23 protein-coding genes are annotated in these 24750 nt (G+C 50.5%); 16 read left to right on the forward strand and 7 right to left on the reverse strand.

Features of this window, described 5'->3' with window-relative positions:
- The first annotated feature begins 151 nt into the window (after positions 1-151).
- Both B036_RS0106495 and B036_RS0106505 read left to right on the forward strand, forming a co-directional pair.
- Positions 152-1090 carry a lytic transglycosylase domain-containing protein gene (locus B036_RS0106495; RefSeq protein ID WP_020567886.1) on the forward strand — a complete coding sequence of 313 codons (939 nt, stop codon included), beginning with the start codon at positions 152-154 and terminating at the stop codon, positions 1088-1090.
- 349 nt (positions 1091-1439) lie between these two features.
- Complete coding sequence (locus B036_RS0106505; RefSeq protein ID WP_020567887.1) at positions 1440-2918, forward strand: GH3 auxin-responsive promoter family protein; 1479 nt, start codon at positions 1440-1442, stop codon at positions 2916-2918.
- A 262-nt stretch (positions 2919-3180) separates the two neighbouring features.
- Here B036_RS0106505 and B036_RS0106510 read toward each other — a convergent pair whose 3' ends face one another.
- Positions 3181-3768: a Crp/Fnr family transcriptional regulator gene (locus tag B036_RS0106510; RefSeq protein ID WP_020567888.1), complete on the reverse strand. Its 588-nt coding sequence runs from the start codon at positions 3766-3768 to the stop codon at positions 3181-3183.
- Between the two features lie 602 nt (positions 3769-4370).
- On the opposite strand from B036_RS0106510, the gene B036_RS0106515 reads away from it, so the two are divergent.
- Both B036_RS0106515 and B036_RS0106520 read left to right on the forward strand, forming a co-directional pair.
- Positions 4371-4730, forward strand: a complete 360-nt coding sequence (locus B036_RS0106515; RefSeq protein ID WP_020567889.1) for a CoA-binding protein — start codon at positions 4371-4373, stop codon at positions 4728-4730.
- A gap of 142 nt (positions 4731-4872) precedes the next feature.
- A complete protein-coding gene (locus tag B036_RS0106520; RefSeq protein WP_020567890.1) occupies positions 4873-5895 on the forward strand; it encodes a hypothetical protein in 1023 nt (340 codons plus the stop codon).
- A gap of 48 nt (positions 5896-5943) precedes the next feature.
- Here B036_RS0106520 and B036_RS0106525 read toward each other — a convergent pair whose 3' ends face one another.
- Positions 5944-6591, reverse strand: coding sequence for a Crp/Fnr family transcriptional regulator (locus B036_RS0106525; protein WP_020567891.1), 648 nt, complete (start codon positions 6589-6591; stop codon positions 5944-5946).
- 136 nt (positions 6592-6727) lie between these two features.
- Here B036_RS0106525 and B036_RS28330 point away from each other — a divergent pair, with 136 nt between their 5' ends.
- The 6 genes from B036_RS28330 (at position 6728) to B036_RS0106555 (ending at position 13675) form a co-directional block, all read left to right on the forward strand.
- The gene (locus B036_RS28330) at positions 6728-8449 is read left to right on the forward strand and encodes a SulP family inorganic anion transporter (RefSeq protein WP_020567892.1); all 1722 of its coding nucleotides are present in this window, start codon (positions 6728-6730) and stop codon (positions 8447-8449) included.
- Between the two features lie 77 nt (positions 8450-8526).
- Positions 8527-9981 (forward strand): MBL fold metallo-hydrolase, encoded by a 1455-nt coding sequence (locus B036_RS0106535; RefSeq protein WP_020567893.1) that lies wholly within the window; start codon positions 8527-8529, stop codon positions 9979-9981.
- A 152-nt stretch (positions 9982-10133) separates the two neighbouring features.
- Positions 10134-10718, forward strand: coding sequence for a YeeE/YedE family protein (locus tag B036_RS0106540; RefSeq protein ID WP_020567894.1), 585 nt, complete (start codon positions 10134-10136; stop codon positions 10716-10718).
- Between the two features lie 19 nt (positions 10719-10737).
- Complete coding sequence (locus B036_RS0106545) at positions 10738-11151, forward strand: YeeE/YedE thiosulfate transporter family protein (protein ID WP_026231745.1); 414 nt, start codon at positions 10738-10740, stop codon at positions 11149-11151.
- Between the two features lie 141 nt (positions 11152-11292).
- On the forward strand, positions 11293-11865 hold the full coding sequence (locus B036_RS31740; RefSeq protein WP_020567896.1) for a rhodanese-like domain-containing protein: 573 nt from the start codon (positions 11293-11295) through the stop codon (positions 11863-11865).
- Between the two features lie 184 nt (positions 11866-12049).
- The gene (locus B036_RS0106555; RefSeq protein WP_020567897.1) at positions 12050-13675 is read left to right on the forward strand and encodes a T9SS type A sorting domain-containing protein; all 1626 of its coding nucleotides are present in this window, start codon (positions 12050-12052) and stop codon (positions 13673-13675) included.
- A gap of 230 nt (positions 13676-13905) precedes the next feature.
- Here B036_RS0106555 and B036_RS0106560 read toward each other — a convergent pair whose 3' ends face one another.
- Complete coding sequence (locus tag B036_RS0106560) at positions 13906-14223, reverse strand: rhodanese-like domain-containing protein (protein WP_020567898.1); 318 nt, start codon at positions 14221-14223, stop codon at positions 13906-13908.
- A 421-nt stretch (positions 14224-14644) separates the two neighbouring features.
- Here B036_RS0106560 and B036_RS0106565 point away from each other — a divergent pair, with 421 nt between their 5' ends.
- Complete coding sequence (locus B036_RS0106565) at positions 14645-15607, forward strand: c-type heme family protein (RefSeq protein ID WP_020567899.1); 963 nt, start codon at positions 14645-14647, stop codon at positions 15605-15607.
- A 175-nt stretch (positions 15608-15782) separates the two neighbouring features.
- A complete protein-coding gene (locus B036_RS0106570; RefSeq protein ID WP_020567900.1) occupies positions 15783-17192 on the forward strand; it encodes an MBL fold metallo-hydrolase in 1410 nt (469 codons plus the stop codon).
- A 201-nt stretch (positions 17193-17393) separates the two neighbouring features.
- Here B036_RS0106570 and B036_RS0106575 read toward each other — a convergent pair whose 3' ends face one another.
- Positions 17394-17600 carry a YgaP family membrane protein gene (locus B036_RS0106575; protein WP_020567901.1) on the reverse strand — a complete coding sequence of 69 codons (207 nt, stop codon included), beginning with the start codon at positions 17598-17600 and terminating at the stop codon, positions 17394-17396.
- 195 nt (positions 17601-17795) lie between these two features.
- Here B036_RS0106575 and B036_RS0106580 point away from each other — a divergent pair, with 195 nt between their 5' ends.
- Positions 17796-18437 (forward strand): Crp/Fnr family transcriptional regulator, encoded by a 642-nt coding sequence (locus B036_RS0106580; protein ID WP_020567903.1) that lies wholly within the window; start codon positions 17796-17798, stop codon positions 18435-18437.
- A 117-nt stretch (positions 18438-18554) separates the two neighbouring features.
- Here B036_RS0106580 and B036_RS28340 read toward each other — a convergent pair whose 3' ends face one another.
- Positions 18555-19805, reverse strand: a complete 1251-nt coding sequence (locus B036_RS28340; protein ID WP_026231746.1) for an NAD(P)/FAD-dependent oxidoreductase — start codon at positions 19803-19805, stop codon at positions 18555-18557.
- A 211-nt stretch (positions 19806-20016) separates the two neighbouring features.
- Here B036_RS28340 and B036_RS0106590 point away from each other — a divergent pair, with 211 nt between their 5' ends.
- From B036_RS0106590 to B036_RS0106600, 3 genes are all read left to right on the forward strand, one after another.
- Positions 20017-20409, forward strand: a complete 393-nt coding sequence (locus B036_RS0106590; RefSeq protein WP_020567905.1) for a DUF983 domain-containing protein — start codon at positions 20017-20019, stop codon at positions 20407-20409.
- An 89-nt stretch (positions 20410-20498) separates the two neighbouring features.
- The gene (locus B036_RS0106595) at positions 20499-21800 is read left to right on the forward strand and encodes a serine hydrolase (protein ID WP_020567906.1); all 1302 of its coding nucleotides are present in this window, start codon (positions 20499-20501) and stop codon (positions 21798-21800) included.
- A gap of 52 nt (positions 21801-21852) precedes the next feature.
- Positions 21853-23223, forward strand: coding sequence for a Gfo/Idh/MocA family oxidoreductase (locus B036_RS0106600; protein ID WP_026231748.1), 1371 nt, complete (start codon positions 21853-21855; stop codon positions 23221-23223).
- 152 nt (positions 23224-23375) lie between these two features.
- On the opposite strand, the gene B036_RS0106605 is transcribed toward B036_RS0106600, so the two are convergent.
- The gene (locus B036_RS0106605; RefSeq protein ID WP_020567908.1) at positions 23376-24554 is read right to left on the reverse strand and encodes a DegT/DnrJ/EryC1/StrS family aminotransferase; all 1179 of its coding nucleotides are present in this window, start codon (positions 24552-24554) and stop codon (positions 23376-23378) included.
- Positions 24555-24565: 11 nt separating this feature from the next.
- The coding region (locus tag B036_RS34080; protein WP_211217372.1) for a hypothetical protein at positions 24566-24750 on the reverse strand (185 nt) is incomplete at its 5' end.

Consider the following 24750-nt stretch of genomic DNA (forward strand, 5'->3'; position numbering starts at 1 on the left):
AAGCTCCTGACTGGTTGAAAAAGGCACCTTCATTTTTAGGTCTAAATATTAAACGGGGCTTAAGTGCTGTTTTTTGGTGGCTGAAGCTGATTTAGAAGCGCACGAAAGGCGACAGCTAGCCTTTTATAGCTGAGTTGTTAAAAAACATAATATGAGACATCTATTTACCGGTATCGGCATCGGGTTAGTTTTTTTGACCGGATGGTTATTGTTGGCTGGTGCGGAAAAGGTCAATCCTAATCCGACAGATCAAACCGTGCATCAGGACGCTGACCTTAATAACGGATTACAATTGCCGCAACGCGTAAGGCCCGTTGACCTGAGTGGTCCTTTTACCTTTGCCGGGGAAGAAATTCCTGTAGCTGATAATTTCGATGTTAAAGAGCGACTCGACCAGGAGTTGTTGCGCAACGCCTATTTTCATCGGAATACAATCCTGCTGTTGAAACTGCAGACCCGGTATTTTCCAACCATCGAAAGAATTCTGGCCGAGGAAGGAGTGCCCGACGACCTCAAATACCTGGCGGTTGCGGAAAGCGGCCTGAGCAATGCCACTAGTGTAGCGGGGGCAAAAGGGGTCTGGCAGTTTATGTCGCCGACCGGAAAAGGCTACGGCCTGGAAATCAACAGCGAGGTTGACGAACGGTATCATCTGGAAAAGGCCACCCGCGCGGCCTGTAAGTACCTGAAAGATTACCACAAGGAATTTGGCGACTGGCGGTGGGTCGCAGCGGCCTATAACATGGGCGGGCCGAACGCCCGCAAATGGAAGGAACGCCAGCGGGCCTCTTCCGTCTTCGATCTTGACATCAATAATGAAACGATGGCTTACCTCTTTCGCATCGTGGCTCTGAAGACTATTTTAAAAACGCCCACTAACTTCGGCTATGAAATCGATGAGGTGGATCATTATCCGGCACTCGACCAATACAAGACCATTACGGTGGACAAGAGCATCTCCAATCTTGGCGATTTTGCGCAGGAGAATGGCACCAGTTACCGCATGCTGAAGTTGTACAATCCCTGGCTGATCAGTGGCTCGCTTACGGTGAGTACGGGCAATAGCTATGAGGTGAAAATACCGCAGTAGGTATTCCCGCACCTTTTTAGCCTTGGGCGAACTACTCGTAGTAGGTTCCTGACCTCCAGGTCCGGAACCTGGTTGGTATAAGTGGCGCTTGATGCCATTCGATTTTGGCGGGGCCGCAGGTACAAAGACTGGTTGAAGGCAAGGCGGGTAGGTGGCGTCTTGAATGAGCCGTAATCCAATGCTTCCCTTTTTCTTTGCTCCATTAATCCATTCCACTGCACCTGCGCCCACGCCCTGATCCTGGTGAAAATATCCTTATTCAAAAGGCCTTGCTCGTATCTTTGCCGTCGAAAATCACCTTCTGGTAATGGTTTCCACGTAACTGGAAGGGGGAAAACTCAACCTTCACATGAAATCAAGGATACTCAAACCTTACGCTTATTTTGTCCGCCGCCAGGTTAATTCCTCCGCCGCACGGGCAGTTTTGGCACAGCAGGAAATCCGGGCTGACCTGGTGCGTACCGCCAGAGATACGGCCTTCGGCAAAGACCACGATTTCGCCGGAATTAAAACCTATGAAGACTTTAAGGCCCGGGTGCCCATCGGTGATTACGAGGCCTTTAAGCCTTACGCTGACCGAATCAGGGCTGGAGAGAGCAACGTAAGCTGGATTGGTAAGCCCAAGTATTTCGCTAAAACCAGTGGGACAACCAGTGGGGCTAAATACATTCCACTGACGCGCCAAAGCATTCCCAATCATTTTGGCTCGGCTCGTAACGCCCTGTTCAATTACATCGCAGAGACGGGTAAAAGCCGTTGGCTGGACGGAAAAATGATCTTTCTCAGCGGCAGCCCCGAAATGTCGGATACAAACGGCATTAAAACGGGCCGACTAAGTGGCATCGTCAATCATCAGGTCCCGGCCTGGCTTCGGACCAACCAATTACCGAGTTACGAGACCAACTGCATTGAAGACTGGGAAACGAAGCTGGAGCGCATCGTTGATGAGACGATACATGCCGACATGCGCCTTATTTCCGGTATTCCTCCCTGGGTACAGATGTACTACGAACGGTTGTTGGCCCGCAGCGGTAAATCTACTATCCTGGAGATTTTCCCTAATCTGGAGATGTTCGTCTATGGTGGCGTTAACTTTGAACCCTACCGGCAAAGCCTAGAACGGCTCGTGGGTGCGCGCATACCAAGTGTAGAAACCTACCCGGCCAGCGAAGGCTTTATTGCTTTTCAGGACAGCCAGACCGAGCCCGGATTGTTGCTCAACGCCGATTCCGGAATCTTTTTCGAATTCGTCCCAGCAGGAGAGATCTTTGATGACAACCCGACCAGGCTTAGCCTGGGACAGGTTGAAACCGGCGTTAACTACGCCATAATTCTTAACACCAATGCCGGCCTCTGGGGCTACAATATTGGTGATACGGTGGAGTTTGTCAGCCTGCGCCCTTTCCGCCTTAAGGTTACTGGACGTATTAAGCACTTTATTTCAGCCTTTGGGGAGCACGTGATCGGGAAGGAAGTGGAAGCTGCCATGAACGAAGCAACTGCCAAGCATGATGTGAGCGTCACCGAATTTACCGTTGCACCACAGGTAAGCCCGCCAGAGGGAGGGCTGCCTTACCACGAGTGGTTCGTCGAGTTTGCCAGCCCGCCAGCCGACCTGAAGGCGTTTGCTACTGACCTCGATGCCGCTATGGTGGGACAAAATATTTATTACCAGGACCTGATCTCCGGGAAAGTGCTGCGACCTTTGGTGGTCAGAGCTACTAAACCCGGTGCTTTCCGGGAGTACATGAAAAGCCAGGGGAAACTTGGTGGACAAAACAAAGTTCCCCGTCTTGGCAATGACCGAAAGGTCGTAGATGCTTTTTGAAGATCTGAGGTAAAAGATCTATTCCTTAGCTGTGGTCAATTAAGCCTGTCGAAGTAATTTACCTCGTTGTCCGTGTGGAATATTTCCAAATGTATCTGTAGAAATGAAAGATCAGCCTTAAAAAAGGCAGATCTTTCGAGAGAAACATTTTGAACAACACAAATTCTTAATATTGGGGAGCAATTGACAAAAAAGTATAGTAAAGCTCCCCTAAAAGGTGTGCAAAGTTAGTGTGTGTGGCTTACACGCAAATTGCCAAATGTTAACTTTTATTTTCGGAGGCAATCTTTTTGCGTATTCGGCTAAGTGAGTGCCGGGTAATGCCCATATAAGATGCCAGATGATGGGCTGGAACCCGAAGTGCAATAGTCGGTTCTTTGTCCAGTAAGACCTTATATGCTGTTGTTGCGTCCTGATCGATCATTAGCCGTTGAAATCTCAGTTTACGCATTAACTGGTCTTGAGAAAGACGTTTCATGGCAAAATCCCAATCTTTGACTAATGTTCTCAGTTCCCGCCAGGCCGGCTTAGGAAAGATTACAACTTCCGTATCGGTTTCAGCTTTTATGCTGCATATTGAAGGAGATTCATTGTAAAAACTGGTTGTTTCAGTAAACAGGTCACCCTCCTTAATAAACATGTAGGTAACTTCATTTCCACTTTTGTCGACGTAGTAAACTCTGAGCACACCAGAGAAAATGAAGCACAGTTCTTTAGCTACTTCGTCGACCTTCAGCATGAAATCTCCCTTACTAAAAGATTTGTAAACTGCGCGGGCTTCAATTTCGCTGATGTCTTGGTCCGTTAAATGAATGTACTTCTTGATGAAGTCTGTTAGGGGTGTAATCATTTTGAGAGATGCTAATTAGCTGAAATGGGAGGCGTCAAATCGAATTCGCAGTTAATGTAGAACTAACATTTGCTTTGAGGGCACTCAAATGGCCTAAAATTTTAAGCAAGGCTAGAAAAAGTAGTTTGTGCAGACTTCAACAAAAAAGACAAAAACTTACTGTAACTGGAAAATCCTTCTCTCCATGCCAAAAGGGAAATTGATGAAGGAAACTGGTGAAAAAGGAAAGGTCACCCGTTGTCAAGATGACCTTTCATGAGAAACACTATGAACAACACAAATTCTTGATTATTGTAATTAACGATCGAACGCTAATTCCTCTTTTCATACAAATCTAGACAAGATTTACAATATTAAAGTTGTCATTTGTTAATTTTTACTTCCAGCGGCTAGTTTTTGCGTAGGTTACTTAGTGAATGTTTGGTAATACCCACTGCAGGATGCCAAATGGTGGGAGGGCATCTTTTGGGTGATGGAAGAGGTCTCCTTCAAAAGAGTCTGATGGGACTTGGAGGCTTTTTGGTAAGTTCATTGTACTAATCTCCCCGGCTAAAACAATCATCCAGGATAAAACGTACTCTCGATCAGTAATAACTACTTATATGTCAGCAACCCTGATTCTGGGCGCAACGCCCAATCCTTCTCGTTACGCCTTTCTTGCGGCTAATAAGCTGACGAAATACGGGCATGAGATCATTAACGTTGGCATCAAGAAAGGGGAAGTCGCAGGCGTGGAAATTCTGGGTGGTTTACCAACTGTAAAAGACGTTGATACCGTTACTTTGTATCTTGGTTCGAGGCATCAGCCGCCTTATTACGATTGGCTCATCGGCCTCCATCCGCGAAGAATCATCTTTAACCCGGGAACTGAAAACCCCGAACTCGCTATGCTTGCCAGAAAAGCAGGTATTGAGACGGAGGTAGGGTGTACCCTGGTGATGCTGTCCAGCGGGCATTATTAGTGGCCGTTCTCAGCTTTCAGGGCTCAATACTCAATATCCAGGGTTTTAAAGATCAGTGAGTAAAGGGAAATGTCCGCGAGCGATCTTGAGTGTGTTTGAGTTACGTTACATCCTGCAACCTGAACCCAGTAACGAGTAAAGAATGCCCAAAGTCAAATACATCCTCCGTTTTGCCACCGTAACGGCCTGCCTGGGCTTAGGCTTAAGAGCCCTGTTCAGCGATTTGCCGATCCGCGCGCTTGTGTGGGATGAACAGTGGTGGGGCTGGTGCGCAAGTCTCGTTGGAATGTCCTGGAAGGAGTGGGTGACCAGCGCATCCGTCGATGCTGGGATTGAAACAGTAAAGCTCATTATCGGGATTGTGATGATCGTAATCGCCGGGTTGGTGATAACGGTAGAACGGGATACCAAAGTCATCAAAACAGCTTTATGGATCGCCTTTGTTATTTTACTCATCCAGAATTTTCTTAATTGGAAAGAACACTTTTGGCAAATAGGACAATTGCTTGAGCTGAGCTTATTAACGGCGACTCCTCTGCTCTACATGAAGTATGGTGGCGGGAGGGGGCTTACCCGCTTTGAGCAAACGAAGGAAGATTCTTACCTACCGTACGGTACCCTTAGGAGTTGGCTAAGCCGGTTGCGACGGCCTGCAGAAGTTCAAGGGGGGAGGACGAGTGAAAACGCTGCGCGTTTTTCACCGATGCCGCCGCAGCACTCAGGCCCTGAGATTGGCATAGGTCACAGTACGATTGACTCTTTTGGTAGTGTCGAAGCGGTAAGGGTCACTACGTGTTTAGTAGCTTTGACTTTTATTGGGCATGGCTTTTACGCTGCCGGCGTTCACCCGGTTCCGGCCAGTTTTGTGATGATGACTCAAGCTAGCCTGGGCGTAGGGGAGGGGGTGGCTCGTAATTTACTGTTTAGTGCAGGTCTGCTGGACTTTATGGCCGCGGCTTTGCTGCTGATCCCCCGGAACAAGGCAATGCTTATTGCTTTGTGCTGGATCATTCCGTGGGCCATACTTACCACGCTGGCCCGTTGGTGGAGTTATCAGGGCATCGTTGAATGGAATACTTTACTGACCCAGTGGCTGCCTGAAGTAATCATCAGATTACCCCATGTGCTGGTACCGTTGGTTTTGTGGCGGTGGGTACGAAAGTAAGGTCTTGCACCTGCCCATTTGTAGTTCGTCAAATGACAACCCCGCAGATCAGCTTTGTACGAGGGTGATCTGGTTGCGCCCCAACCGAAGTTTCCCTTGTCGTTCCAGGCCCTTTAGCAGGCGGGAGATCGCTTCCCGGCTAACGTTGAGGTCATCTGCTATCTCTTGGTGGGTGGTGAGGATACTTTGGTCCTGGTGAATGGCCGCTCGTTTGTTAACGTAGTCCAATAACCGTTTGTCAAGTTGGTGAAAGGTAATCTGATCAATGGTTTTGATCAACTCGTTCATGCGGTCATCATAGGCGGTCATCACAAAGTTTTTCCAGCTTTTGTAGTTCATCATCCATTGGTCCAGCCTTTGGTGTGGGAGAGCTAAGATGGTGGTGTCTTCCTCGGCAACGGCACGAATCTCGCTTTGTTTGTCGTGCATGCAACACGAAAAAGTCATGGTGCAACTTTCTCCCCGGCTCAGATAATACAGGAAAAGCTCTGATCCGTCGTCGGATAAGCGGCTGATCTTGATGGTGCCATTAAGCACCAGTGGAAGCATTCGTATGTAGCCGCCGTAGTCCATGATGACGTCGCCTTCCTTAAAATGGAGCAATCGGCCCTCATTAGCGAGGACCTGTTGTAAGCCTGGTTCTATGAAAGCGGGGAAATACTGTTTTATTTCTTCCGTCGAAAGTTTACTCTTCACGCGATGCAGTTTGGGGGAGTAACGTTCCGATAGACAAGGAGGTTCTAATGGGCTGATGATAGCCGTGTGATGTACATCACCGATTAGTGGTCAGGTATGTCATCACCTTTGCGGAGAACTTTTACCTGTGTCCTCTATGTCCTCACTCCGTTGGCTTCCGATTACCGACTGGCTTCCCAATTATCGTAAAAACTGGTTGCCTGGTGATCTTACGGCTGGTCTTACCGTCGGTATTATGCTTATTCCTCAGGGGATGGCGTATGCTTTATTGGCTGGTCTGCCACCCATTCACGGTTTATATGCCGCCACACTGCCATTGATTCTTTACGCGATGCTTGGCACCAGCCGCCAGTTGGCCGTTGGGCCGGTGGCGATGGACTCCATGCTTACCGCTCTGGGCGTAGGTGCGATTGCCGTGGTTGGCACAAGCAACTACCTCATGCTCGCGGCCATCCTCGCGCTGTTGGTTGGGGTTATCCAACTTTCGGCTGGTCTGTTTAGACTTGGCTTTTTAGTCGATCTCCTCTCCCGTCCGGTCATCAGTGGATTTACCTCCGCCGCAGCGCTCATCATTGCCAGCAGCCAGCTCCGGCACCTATTGGGCGTCGATCTTGGCAAAACTACCTCCTTTCTGGAAACGATGACGGCAGCCATTGGTAATGTGGGGAAAGCAAATGGTTACACCCTTGCTCTTGGTATTGGTGGTATGCTGTTGATCCTTGGTCTTCGTAAGATTAACCGTAAAATTCCCGCACCACTCTTTGTAGTGGGTGGTGCTGTACTCCTTGCCTGGGGATTCGGCCTGAATGCGCTTGGTGTTAAGATTGTCGGAGATATACCTGCCGGACTTCCTGCCCTTCAGTTTCAGCTCCCCACCATGGCGCAAATCGGGTTGTTATTTCCCACCGCCCTGGCCATTGCGCTGGTCAGCTTTATGGAGACCATTGGCGTAGGCATGGCCGTGCAGCGTCGTCATGGCAATTACAAGGTAATTCCCAACCAGGAGCTCATTGCTGTAGGTGCGTCTAACATCGGCAATGCACTCGTGGGCGGCTACCCCGGGGCCGGAGGGTTTTCCCGGACGGCCGTCAACGATCAGGCCGGAGCCAACACGCAATTGGCGGCTTTGATCAGTGCCGGGCTCATCGTCCTTACGCTCCTTTTCCTTACGCCCCTATTCTACTTCCTGCCACAGGCCGTGCTGGCCTCCATCATCATGGTAGCCGTCTTCGGGCTGGTGGACGTAAAGGAAGCGCGTCGCCTTTGGTCATTGGATCGCAACGACTTCTGGATGTTGGCCGCCACTTTTATGGCAACACTTTTTCTTGGTATTCAACTTGGTATTGGCATCGGGGTGGCGCTTTCTCTGGCCGTACACATCTACCGGGGGATGCGCCCGCACCTTGCCATACTTGGCCGGCTACCCGGTACCGGGGTGTACCGGAATGTGAACCGGTTCACGGAATTAGAAACTATTCCAGGTGTGCTGATCCTCCGCTTTGACGGCCCCCTGTTCTTTGCCAACGTCGGTTATTTTCGCGAGCAGTTAGCCACCGCGCTCCGCCAGCGGGAGAAACCCGTTAGCACCATCATACTGAACGCAGAAGGCATCAGTTCTATGGACAGCACGGCAACCGATTCCCTCCGGGATTTGTTAGAGGAGTTAAGTAACAAAGACACCAAGTTGATCATGGCAGGCGTTATTGGCCCCGTCCGGGATACCCTCTTTCATTCGGGTATTACGGAGAAAATGGGGGCCGAATTCTTCGCTTTTGACGTGGCCGACGCCGTTGCTCTAATCAACCAGCCACTGCACCTGCGGCCGCGCCCTGAACATGCGACACAGTGCAACCAATAAAAAAATAGTGGCGTGTGATGTGCATCACGAAGGCCTGATTACCTAGATCTTAACTTTGCACACTGAAAAAACAAATTATGAAAGTCGAACAAATTTATACCGGTTGTCTCGCGCAGGGAGCCTACTATATTGAAAGCGCCGGAGAGGCAGTCATCATTGACCCGCTTAGGGAAACCAAGCCATATCTCGAAAAGCTGGAACAAACCGGAGCGAAGCTTAAGTACATCATCGAGACTCATTTCCATGCTGACTTTGTCTCTGGTCACCTCGATCTGGCTAAAGCCACCGGTGCCACCATTGTATATGGACCAATGGCACAACCCGAGTACGATGTTTATTCCGCTAAAGACGGCGAGGAGCTTCAACTCGGAAAGGTGACCATCAAAGTGTTGCACACACCCGGTCATACGATGGAAAGCAGTACTTTTCTACTCCGCGACGAAGCAGGCAAAGATTACGCCATCTTCACCGGTGATACCCTCTTTTTGGGTGACGTCGGCCGGCCAGACCTGGCCATTAAGCAGGGAACGGTGACAAAGGAAGACCTCGCTGGCTATCTTTTTGACAGCCTCCGCGAAAAAATCATGCCACTGGCCGACGAGGTGATCGTATACCCCGCTCACGGTGCCGGTTCCGCCTGCGGAAAGAACCTCAGTAAGGATACTTTTGGCTTGCTCGGTGAGCAGAAACAGTCCAACTATGCTCTGCGTGCCGACATGACCCGTGAAGAATTTGTTCGGGAGGTAACGGCTGGCCTGACGCCTGCACCACAGTATTTTGCCAAGAACGCGATGATGAATAAGGCGGGCTACGACAGTTTTGCTGACGTTCTTGCCAAGGGAAATCTTCCGCTTTCCCCCGAAGCATTCGAAATCCTTGCCAATGCCGAAGACGCACTGGTCCTGGACGTTCGTGACCGGAAGGAGTTCTCCACTGCCCACGTACCGAACAGCATTTACATCGGTATCGACGGGCAATTCGCCCCATGGGTCGGCGCCCTGATCATCGACATTAAGCAACCCATTCTGTTAATCGTCCCTGAGGGCCGGTCCGAAGAAGTAGTTACCCGGCTATCCCGTGTTGGCTACGACAACGTATTGGGTTACCTCGAGGGCGGAATTGCTGCCTGGACGGCGAGCGGTCGTGATACGGACAGCATTGATAACATTACTGCCGAAGAACTCGAACGCCGCGTTAAGGCCGACAACGCTATCCACCTTCTGGATACCCGTAAGCCGACCGAATTTCTTGCCGAACACTTGCTTGTTGCGAAGAATTACCCGCTCGACTACATCAACGGCAGCCACATCAATGAACTGGACCGCGATGCTACCTACCATCTTCACTGTGGTAGCGGCTACCGCTCGCTGATTGCTGCTTCCATCCTTCGGGCCAGGGGCTTTCAAAATCTCGTGAATGTTCTTGGTGGCTGGGACACGATAAAGGAAACGGGGCTGGAGAAATCTGCTTACGTGTGTCCAACCAAAATGAGTCAGCAAACCGTCGATGCGGCGGTGGAGGCTGTTCTTTAAGCATAAATTATTTTCACAAAATCGCTCGTCGGCCAAGGCACAATGTAGGTGCAGATTGGGTCGGCGAGCGATTTTTTAGCCAGTAGTCTGTCAATACAGACCCGTCAATAGCTCATTATTTGAGCCCCTTAGCTCCCTTTAATAAAATACTTATGATAGATATCATCCAAGGCCCCTGGCACTGGTCGGTGAGCGGACTGCTCATTTCCGGCGTTATGTTCGCCCTGCTTTACGCAGGCAAGCAGTTTGGCGTCTCTTCCAACCTGCGTACGATGTGTAGCATCGCAGGAGCCGGTAAGAACGTTGACTTTTTCAAATTCGACTGGAAAGCCCAGCGTTGGAACCTCCTCTTCATTGGCGGTGCAGTCATTGGCGGTTTTATTGCCACCACTTTCCTGGCTAATCCTGATCCCGTTGCCATTTCCTCCGCTACTGAAGCTTACCTGGCTTCGCTGAGTATCGACGCACCTTCTTCCGGCAAGCAGGGTGGGGGATTCGTTCCCCACGAATTGTTCAGCCTTGCTGAATGGTCCTGGGCCAGCCTGTTCTTCCTCCTTTTTGGTGGTTTCCTGGTTGGGTTTGGTACCCGTTGGGCGGGTGGTTGCACGAGTGGACATGCCATTAGCGGGCTGTCCAACCTTCAGGTCCCCAGTCTGATCGCCGTTATCGGCTTCTTCATTGGCGGCCTGATAATGACCTGGTTCATCATGCCTCACCTGCTCACTACCTACGTATAACCCCCCTAAAAAGCAAATTATGCGCACTGCATTTTATCTACTACTTGGCGTTGCGTTTGGCATCGTCATGACTAAATCCGAAGCAGTATCCTGGTTCCGTATCCAGGAGATGTTTCGCTTTGAAAGCTTCCATATGTACGGTATTATCGGTACAGCGGTCGTCACCGGAGCCATCGGCGTTTTCCTGTCCAAAAAGCTGGGTTGGAAAACTATTGACGGCGGAGCCTGGCAGCTTAACCCAAAAGATTTCACCGTTCCACGCTACATTTTCGGGGGTACCATTTTTGGCCTCGGATGGGCAATGACGGGTGCTTGTCCCGGACCAATGTTTACCCTGCTTGGTCAGGGGATCTGGGCCATTGGGCTGGTTATTCTCGCTTCGGTGTTCGGCACTTATGTGTACGGCATCCTGAGGTCACGGTTGCCGCATTAAGGGCTTATCAGGGCGCGGCCGCTGGTGCTGAGCAAGGGATTGAGAAGCAGGGTGGAAGCGGAGGACGATTCGGTTAGTAGTGTGATCAAGATCACGTTGCTGTGACAACCCGGCCCCTAAATTTGTAAAAAAATTACAGGTATGAAGACGATCAACTTTCTAGCTCTATTACTCGGTGTCCTGCTGCTTCCGGGTCAGGCCTTCGCCCAATACAATGCCGTACAAGAAGTCGCTCCAAAAGCAGTCGCTACTATGTTAGCGGAAGGCGCCCTCTTTGTGGACGTGCGCGAAACTAATGAGGTGGAGGTACTTGCTTACGATTTACCGGATTTAATTAGCGTGCCACTGAGCGAGCTTCCTGATCGCTTAGCCGAACTACCCCATAACCGTCCCATCGTTGTCGCGGGCCGGTCGGGAACGCGTAGCCTTAAAGCCGCCGCCTTGCTCAGCGAAAATAATTTCACCCAGTTATTCAACCTTACGGGAGGCATTATCGCCTGGGAAGCCGCCGGGCTTCCGGTCAGGAAGATGGACAGGATGAGGGAAACCATGCCTGCAGGTAAAAAACAATGTTGCGCATCCACCAGTGCTACAGAAGAGACTACTGGCAAGTCCTGCTGCGCTGGCAAAACCGGTGCGGCATCGGAAAAAGCAAGTTGCGGTGAGAAAGGAAAAGCAAAAGGTAAATCCTGCTGTTCCGGAGGCTCCCGCTAAGGTATTTCTACCGTTTTACCTGGGCTCTGGTTTATAAATAATCTGACCTATGCCGTACGGACGGGGCTTGAGCCCCGTCCGTATCGGCATCCTGAAAACGTTTTATTCGTTCGCTAAGCGAACGGCGATTCCATCTGTCTCCAAGGGGTAGGGCAAGCCCTATCGTTTCCGTAAATAATCCCCGATGCGCCATTACCTTTTATTTTCCTGCTTCCTTCTGGTAGTTGGACTGGCTTCCCTTTCCGCTCAATCTTACCATCCGGACCGAATGGTGCTGACAAGCACGCCAATTGCTGGTCTGGGCGGCCTGCAATCCTACGTCTACGGCGTCCACGAAGGGGAGTGGCTGGTAGCCGGCGGGCGGCTTGACGGTCTACACCGGCGGCAGCCCTTCGCGGCTTTCGACCAAGCCGGAAACAATACGAGTCTACTGGTCGTAGATCCCCTTGACCAGCAAAGCTGGTCAGCCCCGCTGAGTAGCTTGCCGGTCAACTTGCGTGAGCACCTCAGCGCGAGCAATTCACTTTTTTATCAGGATGGGGAGTTGCTCTACGTCATCGGAGGGTATGGCTATAGTCCCACGGAAGGAGACCATACGACCTACCCCTTTTTAACCACCATTGACTTGCCGGGCCTGATCATGGCCATTAAGAACGAGGTGGCCATCACTTCTTTTTTTCAACAAATAGCCGATGAAAGCTTCCGGGTTACCGGAGGACGGATGGGGAAATTGGGGGACGTCTACTATTTAGTTGGAGGACAGAAGTTCCTTGGTCGCTATAACCCCATGGGGCCTGGTCATGGGCCGGGATTTATTCAGGAATACACAAACCAGGTCCGTCGCTTTACCCTAACTGAGGTGGACGGCCAACTTACGGTTCAGCTATTGGAGAGCTGGACCGACACGGAGCAGTTACATCGGCGCGACTATAATCTTTTCCCTCAGGTCTTTCCAGACGGGAGAGAAGGTTACACCGCCTTTTCTGGCGTTTTTCGCTACGACGCTGACTTGCCCTTCCTGAATTCGGTGGACATCGACGCGGATGGCTACACGGTCAACTATGATTTCCTTCAATACTACAATCACTACCACTGCGCGGGTATTCCTTTGTACAGCGAGGAAACGAACGAAATGCACACCATTTTTTTCGGGGGTATTGCTCAGTTTTTTCGGGAGAATGGAGTGCGTGTCCAGGACGATGAGGTTCCTTTCGTAAAGACCATCGCCCGGGTGAGCAGGACGTCCAGCGGAGAAATGGAAGAGTATGTGCTTCCCCAGGAGCTACCAGCCTATCTCGGTGCGGGTGCCGAGTTTATTCTTGCACCGGGTTTGCCGACCTACGGTAATGGCGTGATACGCCTGGACGAATTACCTGTGGCCGACAGCTTGCTTATTGGCTATATCTACGGAGGGATTCAGAGCGAAGCGGCGAACATATTTTTCGTAAATGATGGTACCCAGAGCTTGGCGACTTCGGGCGTATTTGCTGTCTATTTACGCGGGGAATCAACTAATCCAGTAATGGAAGATCCGGCCGGAGGGAACCTCTCTATGCGCTTGTTCCCCAACCCGGTGAAGAACACCCTTACACTGGAATTCGAGCTGCCCCGGCCCTTCGCGGCAATAGAGCTTGAGGTTACGGACGTAGCTGGTCGTCAGGTATTTGCCACTCGCCTGACGGACCTGCCAACGGGTCCGCAACGGTATGTTTGGAATGCAGCTAAGGACCTGGTAGCAGGTACATACGTCCTAAGCCTGAGTAGTGGCGGCCGGTTGTTGGGGCAAACACGCTTTCTCTACGGTTATTAGAATTGGTGGGCGTTAAGAACCAGGGACAAGGCTGTGGTATTTACCCAAACCGTGAAAGTTTGGCATACAGTTGACTTAAGAGCAGCAGCGTTTGCTGGCGCTCAGCGCCACCGGATTTCCCAAGCTACTTCGTGATAAGTATTATTTAGGCCCTGACAAAACTAATTGTCAGGGCCCAAATATATTTGCACCTGTATTTTGGAGCTTTAGCGCCAAACTATAAAGCAGGCTTACTGTGCCATCTGCTCTTGCACATTTTGCCAGGTGCCTCCGTTAATGGACTCTATCCCGTTGCTATTAAGTTGCCGTGTAGCCATCCCACTGCGGTTTCCAGATCTGCAACACGTGATGATGGGCTGGTTCATCTGGCGAATTTTCAACAGTGAACGATCAATCTGTTGTAATGGGATATTGATGCTGCCTTTTGCGTGACCTTGCTGGAACTCAGCAGGGCTCCGTACATCAATAACGGTGCCCTTGAGCAGGTCTTCTTTAGAAAGGTTGTTTCCTGTCGAGCTAAAGATGCTTTGGATCAATTGTTGGAACATGATTTATATATTTTAGAAGGTTTTTAAAATCGTTGGCTCCTGTTTTCTTTTAGCTAATTAAACAGCTGTCTATTCGTACGCTGTATGGGCAAAGCTTTCATCCATCTCAGCTAGAATATTGGGAGGAGTAACTGAATGCAAAGCTAGGTGCATTCAAAAGTGGTAAGGTGTGATGCTCGTCACAATAGCAAAAAAAATGCATGCTTGGGAGATGAATAAGCCATCTGGCATCATCCTACATCAGATGTTATGGCGTCAAAGTTGCGTAAGCAGATAATACAGAGACACAACTATTGCCTGCCCTTAGCCGAATGAGAAGAATTCTTTCGCTTTGTGACAAACATCACGATATCGTCTGATTACTGCCCCTAAGTTCGTAGTACGATCAACGATAGCCTTTGTCAACATTAAGCAAACAACCATGACCATTAATAAAATTTATCCCCTGATCACCGGACTGGGATTTATCGTAGCAGTTTTTATATCCTGTGGAAAATCCGATAGCTCGTCTCCCGAACTTCCTGTCGATCAAGCCACTTTGGCCCTGATAGATAAAGGAGAAGGGTTGATTAGTACCAACTGTTATTCCTGTCATAGCGCTACCGCCCCCCTTGAAGGAGGCAGGCTTGCCCCGCCAATGGAGGCAGTGAAAAGCCATTACCTGAACGACGAGAGTACCCTCGACGAGTTTACGAGCCAGCTGATTCGTTTTGTTCAAAAACCGTCTGAAGCTTATTCTAAAATGCCCGGCGCCCGAAAGCGTTTCGGGTTGATGCCCGCCTTGCCTCTCCCTGAAGAAGAGCTAAGGGCCATCGCTGCATTTATTTACTACAAGGACCTGGAGGCTCCAGCTTGGCTGGAAGCACACCAGGGAGGGAAGCATGGGGCGCTTGCCAACCAAGAGGTTTATGTGGAAAGGGGAAAAAAGCAAGCAATGGAAACGAAGGCGGTCCTTGGCAAAAACCTTATGGCTGCCGTAAATGCCGGCGGGCCGGAAAACGCGGTAGCGTTTTGCAACGTCAGGGCGATACCGCTTACGGATAGCTCCTCGAATGTTCTTAGGGTACAACGGGTAAGTGATCGTCCCCGTAATCCGGACAATGCCGCCGACAGTCTGCAGCTGGTTCAGATAGCAGAAATTCGTAATGATTTGGATCAGGGTGAAACGGATGTTTACCGCATGGTAGAGGGCGAGGACGTAGTTACTGGTTACTACCCGATCACAACGAATGCTTTTTGCTTGCAGTGTCATGGTAAAAAGGGAACCGATATCAATTCTGCTACAATTTCTGCGCTGGAAGCTCTTTACCCCGATGACCACGCCGTCGGCTACGCCGCGAATCAACTCCGGGGAATCTGGGTGGTGACCATGGCACGCGAATAAGGACAACTCCAGACGGGTTTACGTCTGAGTCGTTGCTTGAGCCCCGGATCGGGATGATTTTTATCAGTTTTTTCTGTGATCAAGGACACAGTAAACAGAGGCTAAAGTCGATAATTTTGTTTTTATAATCAGTCATCAGAGTGATGACAATATTAAGAATCAAAACCATTTAACTATGAAAGTCCAACAAATTTATACCGGTTGCCTCGCTGAAGCCGCTTATTACATTGAAAGCAAAGGAGAAGCCGTTATTATCGATCCGCTGCGGGAAACCGCTCCCTACCTTGAGATGGTAGAGCAAGACGGTGCAAAGATCAAATACGTACTGGAAACTCACTTTCATGCCGACTTCGTTTCTGGCCATCTCGACCTGGCGCGTAAGACTGGTGCTCAAATCGTTTATGGCCCCACGGCTAACCCGAATTTCGAGGCATACATTGCTAAAGATATGGAGATTCTCCAGGTGGGAGACGTCACCATTCAGGTATTGCATACGCCAGGCCATACCATGGAAAGCTCCACCTACCTTTTGCGAGACGAGCAGGGTAAGGACTATGCTCTTTTTACTGGTGATACACTTTTCCTCGGGGATGTAGGTCGGCCAGACCTTGCCATAAAGCAAGGCGAGATCACGGAAGAAGACCTGGCCGGATTTTTGTTTGACAGCTTGCGGAATAAGATTATGCCGTTGGCTGATGACGTAATCGTTTATCCTGGCCATGGTGCAGGTTCTGCCTGCGGTAAGAAAATGAGTAATGATACTGAGGGCACGTTGGGGGAGCAGAAGCAATCCAATTACGCGCTGCGGGCAGACATGACCCGAGAAGAATTCGTCAAAGAAGTACTCACCGGGCTCGTTGCTCCGCCGCAATACTTCCCTAAGAATGCGATGATGAATAAGATGGGCTACGAAAGCTTTGACAAAGTCCGTATCCAGGGTACTCAGGCACTTACCGTTCGAGCTTTTAAGGCTGCGTGGGCTGAAGAAGAAGCACTCGTGATTGACGCCAGGAGTAAAGAAGATTTTGCGAAAGGCTTTCTCCCCGGCTCTATCTTCATTGGATTGGACGGAACCTTTGCTCCGTGGGTAGGGCTACTGGTGCCGGACTTGCAACAGCCTATTCTATTCCTTGCCGATGAGGGTGACGAGGAAGAAGTGGTTACCCGGCTGGCGCGCGTGGGCTACGACAATGCCATCGGCTACCTACAGGGTGGTTTTGACGCCTGGAAAGAGGCCGGGGAGGACATCGATATAATTCAACAAGTATCAGCAGAGCAGTTTGCCGAACGAGTAACGGAAAGTACCAGTTTACTCGACGTCCGCAAGAGCAGCGAATACAGTTCCGAGCACGTTATTGGTGCCAGAAATTTCCCTCTGGATACCATCAATAAAACGATGTCTGAGCTGAACCCCGCCGAGCAATACTTCCTGCATTGCGCGAGCGGTTACCGCTCGATGATCACTGCATCAATTCTTCGTGCCAGGGGCTTTCAGCATCTGGTGGACATCCAGGGAGGCTTTGATGCCCTGAAGGAAACGTCAATGAAGGTCACCGACTACGTAGAACAGACGACCGAATTATAGACTAAATTCTCCCTCAATACTGTTTGTGCGTCACTTAGGTAATTTCCGAAGTGGCGCACTTTTTTTTGGAGTAGTTTGAAGAAGATAACTAATTGGAAACCTCAACCAGTTCATCGCATAAGGCCTAGAATAGAAGAGCAGTACCGGAGTTTCACCCCGATACTGCTCTTGAAGACTTTGACTGCATCCTGCGGCCGCGCCCTAAGACTTTACCTTGCAGGTATTGATGCCCAACAAACTATAAAGCGGGCACATTCCCACGACGCTGGTGAGTAGAAAAATACCAGCCAGGACTAGAAGAATGATGCCAAGCGTACCGGTGACGGTACCGGTGAAGTATAGCGCGATGAATACGATGGCGATAATTGGGCGGATGAAGCGATCCGCAGATCCCATATTGATGGTCATAATTAGGTAGTTTAAGTTGTGAAATATTCGATAATGATGGCAATCACTCCGGCGATTGAAAGACAGCCGAGACAAGCAATGATCAGCTTTTGCCACAGCGGGAGTGATTTGATGAAAGCCATTTGAAACCGTTTAGATTACTACAAAGATCTGAGGTAAAACGGCTTGTGTTTGTAGCAAATGTTACATTGAAGTATGATTGAACTTACGACCGCTTACTTAAAGGCAAATTTCCCGGGGTTGAGCGACGACCGGTTAAGAGAAGATATTGTGATGCACGGTACGCTGCACCAGTTTGATGAAGGTTTAGTAATACTGAAAGTAGGGCAATATCTGGACCATATTCCCCTGATGAGTAAAGGGGGCGTCAAGGTGATTCGGCATACGGAAAATCACCAAAATATCTTCCTTTATTTCATACGTCCGGGGGAAACCTGTGCGATCACGCTATCATCTTGCCTCAAGCGGCAGACCAGTCGGGTACATGCCTACACAGTTGCTCCCACGGAAATCATTCTGCTTCCGGTGGAGCGGGTTTACTATTACACCAAGCATTTTTCGGGTTGGAACGAGTTTATCCTGAAGAGTTTCAGGGAGAAATTCGATGACATTATGGACGCTTTAGATTGGCTGGCCTTTGAGCCGCTGAAGACCCGCATCATGCGTTATCTGGAGGATTCGGCGCAGCTGCGTGGTCAGAATAACCTGAGCATTACGCATATTGAATTAGCAACCGACATGGGTGCGAGCCGAGTGAGTGTTTCACGGATTTTGAAAGAATTGGAACAGGAGGGAAATATCAGGCTGGAACGGAACAAGATCACCATTCGGGTCTAAGCAGACTTAAATGGTGACCTTGTTTATTTCCAGACTTGTTTTGAGATGACTTGACGATCCACCGCTTCGGAGTAATAACGATGCAGCGAAATGGTTCCTCTGTCTTGAAGGCGTGGGTTACACGTCCTTTCCCCGCATCATCTTATTCCAGTACAGGTAGGGGAGGATATACTTCTTCAGCATCCATAACCGCCAGTGCTCTTTAGAGCTGTCGCTGATGAGCATCTGCTTTAGCTTTGGATCCGGCGTAAATTTATTGTCGTAGTCAAACTCGGCCAATACCATTTTTCCGTAGCCGGTTACCAGCGGGCAGGAGGAATAACCGTTGTAGGCCATTTTGCCCATCTTATCGCTTCCAATCAGCAGGTCTATATTATCGACTACAATGGGGACCTGCTTACGAATAGCGGCGCCCGTTTTAGCGGTGGGCAGTCCGGCTACGTCGCCAAGGCCGAAGATGTTATCGTACTTCTTATGCTGCATGGTGTATTGGTCCACGTCCAACCAACCGGTTCCGTTAACTAAGGAGGAGTCCTGAATGAATTTGGGGGCCGTTGAAGGCGGTGCAGTATGCAGCATATCGAAGTGAATGCCCGTAAGGTCACCGTCGGTTTCTGTTTTGACACCCTTATGGTTGTGCTCTTTCATATGGTCGGCGAAAGCGTACCAGGCGATACGGTTTGGCCCGTCCACTTTCTTAAGCTGGTAACCAAACCGAAGATTGATGTCTTTGCGATCAACGACTTCCATTAAGGTTTTAGCTATTTGCGGTACACCGAAAATGATGGTGCCCGCAGTTGCAAAAACAACCTCGGTCTTATCGCGAACGGCCTTGTTCTTCGCCCAGTGGTCTTCGGCGAGGTACATAATCTTCTGTGGTGCACCGCCGCACTTGATCGGGGTAGTAGGTTGGGTGAACAGTGCGGTACCTCCCTTAAATTCCTGAATGACTTTCCAGGTATGGTCGGGATCGGTATAGTTGCTGCAAACCACGCCTTTGTCTAAGGCTTCGCCGAGTCCGGGTACCAGGCTCATATCATAAACGAGGCCTGGGGCAACCACCAGATAATCGTAGGTGATGTCTCCGCTGGAGGCAGTCCGGACCGTATTGTTTTCGGGGTCGAAGCCAGTGGCTTTGTCTTTGATCCAGGTGGCTTCTTTGGGGATGACGGAGGCCATGGGACGGGCCGTGTCTTTGTAGTCATAGGTTCCTGCACCGACCAGCGTCCAGGCGGCTTGGTAGTAGTGGGTGTCGGCGGGCTCGATGATGGCGACACTGGTTCGCTTTTTCTGCTTGATAAGTTGGCTTGCTACCATAATACCGGCGGTACCGCCGCCAATGATAAGCACCTGATGATGAGTGGGCATGATCTGTTTTTTGTTTCTGATCAAATGTAAAGGAGCGGGCGACGCTATTCTGTGATCTGCCTCACACAAGCTAAAAACAGGACTGGCGCCGACTTCGTCAGTCCCCAGCAAAACAGCAGCAAAATAACGTGGAAGTGTGATGTGGGTCACATGAATTAAGCCCTGAGGAAATGACCTTTGCAGCTTCAGAAGAACTTTAAATTCTATATTCATGCAGTGGCAAAAAGATGCGAAGGCAATGTTTAACCATAAATGTGCGGAGTGTCATGAGGGAGATATGTTTCCGACTGGGTCATTCAGTTTTAAGGAGCCGTTTGAGATGCACGAACGTTGCCCTAAATGCGATGCCAATTATTATCCGGAACCCGGATTTTACTATGGGGCGATGTTTATCTCCTATATTTTTACGGCCTTCTTTTTCCTAGGTTTCGTGATGCTGCTACACTGGGTATTCGATCTAAGTCTTATGACTTCCTTCATATGGCTCTTACTTTTTGTAGCTACTTTTTTCGTTTGGTGGTTCCGTTTTGCACGGGCTTTCTGGTTGAATTTGTTGGTAGGATTTCGACCCGAAAAAGCAACTGTTGCTAAAGCTAAAGGGTAGGCTTACCTTGCTTAATTACCGGTTTTTTGTACCTGCGTCCGCGCCTGATTAAACTCCCGGTCACGTCGGGCGTCTAAAAAGGAAAACCCATGAAATCGCTCTTTTTTAGTTTTTTACTACTGGCCGGGTACCAACTTTTTTCTCAGAACATTTATTTCCCTCCCGTAACCAACAGCAATTGGGAGACGATGAGCCTGCAAGAAGCTGGCTTTTGCTCAGCTAACGAGCAGGCGTTGTACGATTACCTTGCTGAAACCAATACCGACGCCTTTCTCTTACTCAAAGACGGTAAAATTGTCATCGAAAAATACTTCGGTGATTTTACGGCCATATCTCCTCACGTCTGGAATTCTGCCGGAAAATCTCTGATGGCTTTTGCTGTCGGTGTGGCAGCGGACCTAGATTCCCTAAACATCAATGACCGAACCACTGATTACCTTGGGGCCGACTGGACTGACTGCCCCGAAACAGAGGACAGCATCCGGATTATCCACCAATTAACGATGACATCCGGCCTTTCTGATGCAACCGGGGATCCTTTCTGTACCGCTCCGGAATGCCTTGGATGCCTTGCCGACCCGGCAACCCGCTGGGACTACCATAATGGCCCCTACACCTTGCTTGGTGAGGTGATTGAAGCTGCAGTGGGACAGGACCTGAACGACTTTGTTACCGAACGGATAAAACGGCCAACGGGAATGACCGGCCAGTACCGCTACTTCGGAGATAATCGGATATTCATTAGCAATGCGCGGTCCATGGCCCGGTTTGGCCTTCTTATGCTCAACGGCGGGACCTGGGATGGAACACCGGTATTGCGCGATGCAAACTATGTTAATGCTATGACCAATTCTTCCCAGGACTTAAATAAGTCCTATGGCTACCTCTGGTGGCTAAATGGGAAGGCTTCTTACCAGCTGCCTGGACTGCAATTTAGTTTTCCCGGGCCGATCATGCCTGATGCGCCGGCGGAAACCTATGCAGCCATCGGGAAGAATGGTCAAATAATCAATGTTGTGCCCAGCCAGGGTTTGGTGGTGGTTCGGATGGGAGATACGCCGGGCGACGGAAGCCTGGTTTCCTCTAATTATAACGATTCCATTTGGGTGAGGATTAATGACCTGGACTGCGCTACCAGTGTTGCCGGAGTAGATTTGAATAATGAGGTGAAGGTTTTTCCCAACCCTGCCACTACCGACGTCCGCTTGTCTGCAACTACCGGCCTCAGTTGGGTTACTATTTATGATGGATCGGGAAAAAGCCTTGATCGTTTTCGTTTGAGTGGTTCCCTGGTTGACATCAATCTTGAAGGCTTCCCTAAGGGACTATTGCACCTGCGCATCGTTACCCGGTCGGGTACGGTTTTATGGCGGAGAGTGGTTCGGCAATAAACCATAAACCGAATATCTCCCTATATTCAGCCCGTTAACCGACCATCCGACTATGAAAAGAAGAACATTCATTAAGACCTCCGCCGCCTTGTCATCCCTCGTGCTTTTGCCAGGATGTGGTGGCGAAACCGCCAGCGAGGCTGCCGGAACTGCTGCCGTCACCCCTCCACTGACCCGCTTACGTACGGCGCATATTGGTGTCGGTGTTCAGGGGCTTGAAGACCTTAAGGCTGTCGCTTCCCACGACAAGGTTGACGTGATTGCCCTGTGCGACGTTGATGCCAATAACCTCGAAAGAGCACATAAGCTTTTCCCCGATGCAAAGGTCTATAAAGACTATCGGGTGATGCTGAAGGAGATCGGAGAAGGGGTTGACGCCGTAGTCGTTGCTACTCCGGATCATGCCCACGCTCCGGCATCTATGATGGCCATGGAAATGGGTAAGAACGTCTACTGTCAGAAGCCACTGACCCACCACGTTACTGAAGCACGGGCAATGCGCGAAATAGCGGAAGACAAAGACCTGGTTACCCAAATGGGCATTCAGGTGCATTCATTTTACGACTATAAGCTGGCGACAATGTTGATCCGTTCCGGCATTATCGGCAAGGTCAGCAGCGTAAGCGCCTGGTCTCCCAAGAACTGGGGGTACGATGGTCCCGTACCGCAAGGCGAAGACCCTGTGCCCGATTACCTCGACTGGAACCTTTGGCTCGGCACTTCCGCCGAACGGCCCTATAAGGAAGGGATCTATCACCCCGGAAACTGGCGAAAGCTGGTCGATTATGGTTGTGGCACGCTGGGTGACATGGGCGTCCATATTTTTGACACGCCTTATAATGCCCTGGAGCTGGACGTGCCGAAAACAATCACTACCGAATGCCGTCCACCAAATGGTTTTGGCTTCCCCGAGAAAAATGTGGTTACCTACGAATTCCCGGGGACGGCGTACACCACGGAAAATTTCCAGTGGATATGGTCCGACGGCGAAGGTGCTCCCGTGATGCACGAAGATCTGAAGCTGCCAAATGGCGATGCCCTGCCCGACCAGGGCGCCATGTTCGTAGGTGAAAAAGGACGCTTATTACTACCGCACTTCCAGCAATTACCCCGGCATATAGTCAACGGAGAATACGTAGCGCTCGATTTGGCGAGTGTGCCCGGAGCCGTAGAAATGGGCGAGCCCGTTCGTGACTACGCCGCTGAAAGCCCCAAGCATTACCACCAGTTTGTCGATGCCTGCCTGGGAACGGATGAAGCTTCCGCGCCTTTTTCCTACGCGAGCCGTTTAACGGAGACTATTCTGTTAGGTGTTATCGCTGGCCGCTTCCCGGGTAAGAAATTGCACTGGGACAGCGAAAAGGCACAGTTTGCCGAAGCGGAAGCGAACGCTTTACTGGATGCGCCTTACCGGAAGTTTTAGGTCCTACCGTCCGACAAATTCTTTTGGCCTGGCGAAGCCGGGCAAAAGTTTGTCTGACGGTTAATGAGGTCCTCACCCGTCAGACGGGCGGGACCTTTGCTACGTAGTAGTTTGCTTAGTGTAGCTTCTTAGTGGCCTTAATGCCTTAGTGGTTAGGCTCCAAAGAACGACCGTACCTGCTCAACAATATAAGCGAGGGTGCCTTCTTCAAACTCACTGTGCATCGGGAGGGAAATGACTTCTTTGCAGAGCATATCGGTAACGGGCAGGAAGGAGATGTCGTTGGCGGCAGAACCGCTGAAGGCTTCCTGGTCGTAGAGGGCGACGGGGTAATAGATCATGGAAGGGATACCGGCTTCCTGAAGGTGAGCTTGCAGGGCTTCACGTCGTCCTCCGTCAATTCGCAGGGTGTACTGATGGAAGACGTGGGTGCTGTTGTGCTGGCGGGCGGGCGTCAGCAGGCCATCGAGGCCTTGCAGGTTTGCATCGTAGTAATCTGCGGCTTCCCTGCGGCGGTTGGAATACCCATCGAGGCGAGAGAGTTTACAGTTAAGCACTGCTGCCTGGATTGAGTCCAGGCGACTGTTACAGCCCACTACGTCGTGGTAGTAACGACGCGACTGGCCGTGGTTGGCCACCTTACGGATTTCTTCGGCAAGTGCTGCAGAATCTGTGTTGATGGCACCGCCGTCACCGTAGGCACCCAGGTTTTTGCTGGGGTAGAAGCTGGTGGTCCCGATATCACCAATGGTTCCTGTGGCGGCAACGCGGCCATCGGAGAAGGTGTACTTTGCACCAATGGCCTGCGCGTTGTCCTCCACAATGTGGAGGCTGTGCTCGTTGGCCAGGGCAATGATGGGCTCCATGTCACAACTCTGCCCGAAAAGGTGTACGGGGATGATGGCTTTGGTCTTAGGCGTGATGGCGGCGGCAATGTCTTCAGCGCGAACGTTGAAGGTGCGCGGGTCAACGTCAACCATCACCGGACTAAGGCGCAGCAGGGCAATTACCTCGGCGGAGGCAACATAGGTGAATGCGGGTACGATAACCTCGTCGCCGGGTTCCAGACCGAGGGCCATAAGCGCGATTTGCAGCGCGTCGGTTCCGTTGGCGCAAGGGATTACGTGCTTCGCGTCAAGGTAATCTTCCAAACCAGCTTGAAATTGCTTAACCGCCGGGCCGTTGATGAAGGCACAACTCCTTATGACGTCCAGCACCGCCTGGTCTACCTCCTCTTGCATGGCGGTATACTGGGCCTTTAGGTCGACCATTTGAATGTTTGTGATGGGCGGTAATTGAGCGCGACCATCTTTAGCAGTGGGGGTAGCCATTAGTTTTCGGTTTAGGAGCGCGAAGATAGGGTAGGGAAGCCGATGACATGTTGAATAAGCGTCAGGTTTTTTGGCGGGGCCGCAGGTGCAAGGGGAGTAGGGTTCGCTTTGCTCAGGTTGCAGGAGTTCGCTTCGCTCACGTTGCAGGAGCTCGCTTCGCTCACGTTGCAGGAGTTCGCTTCGCTCACGTTGCAGG

Source organism: Neolewinella persica DSM 23188 (genome assembly GCF_000373105.1).
GTDB classification, from domain to species: Bacteria; Bacteroidota; Bacteroidia; order Chitinophagales; family Saprospiraceae; genus Neolewinella; species Neolewinella persica.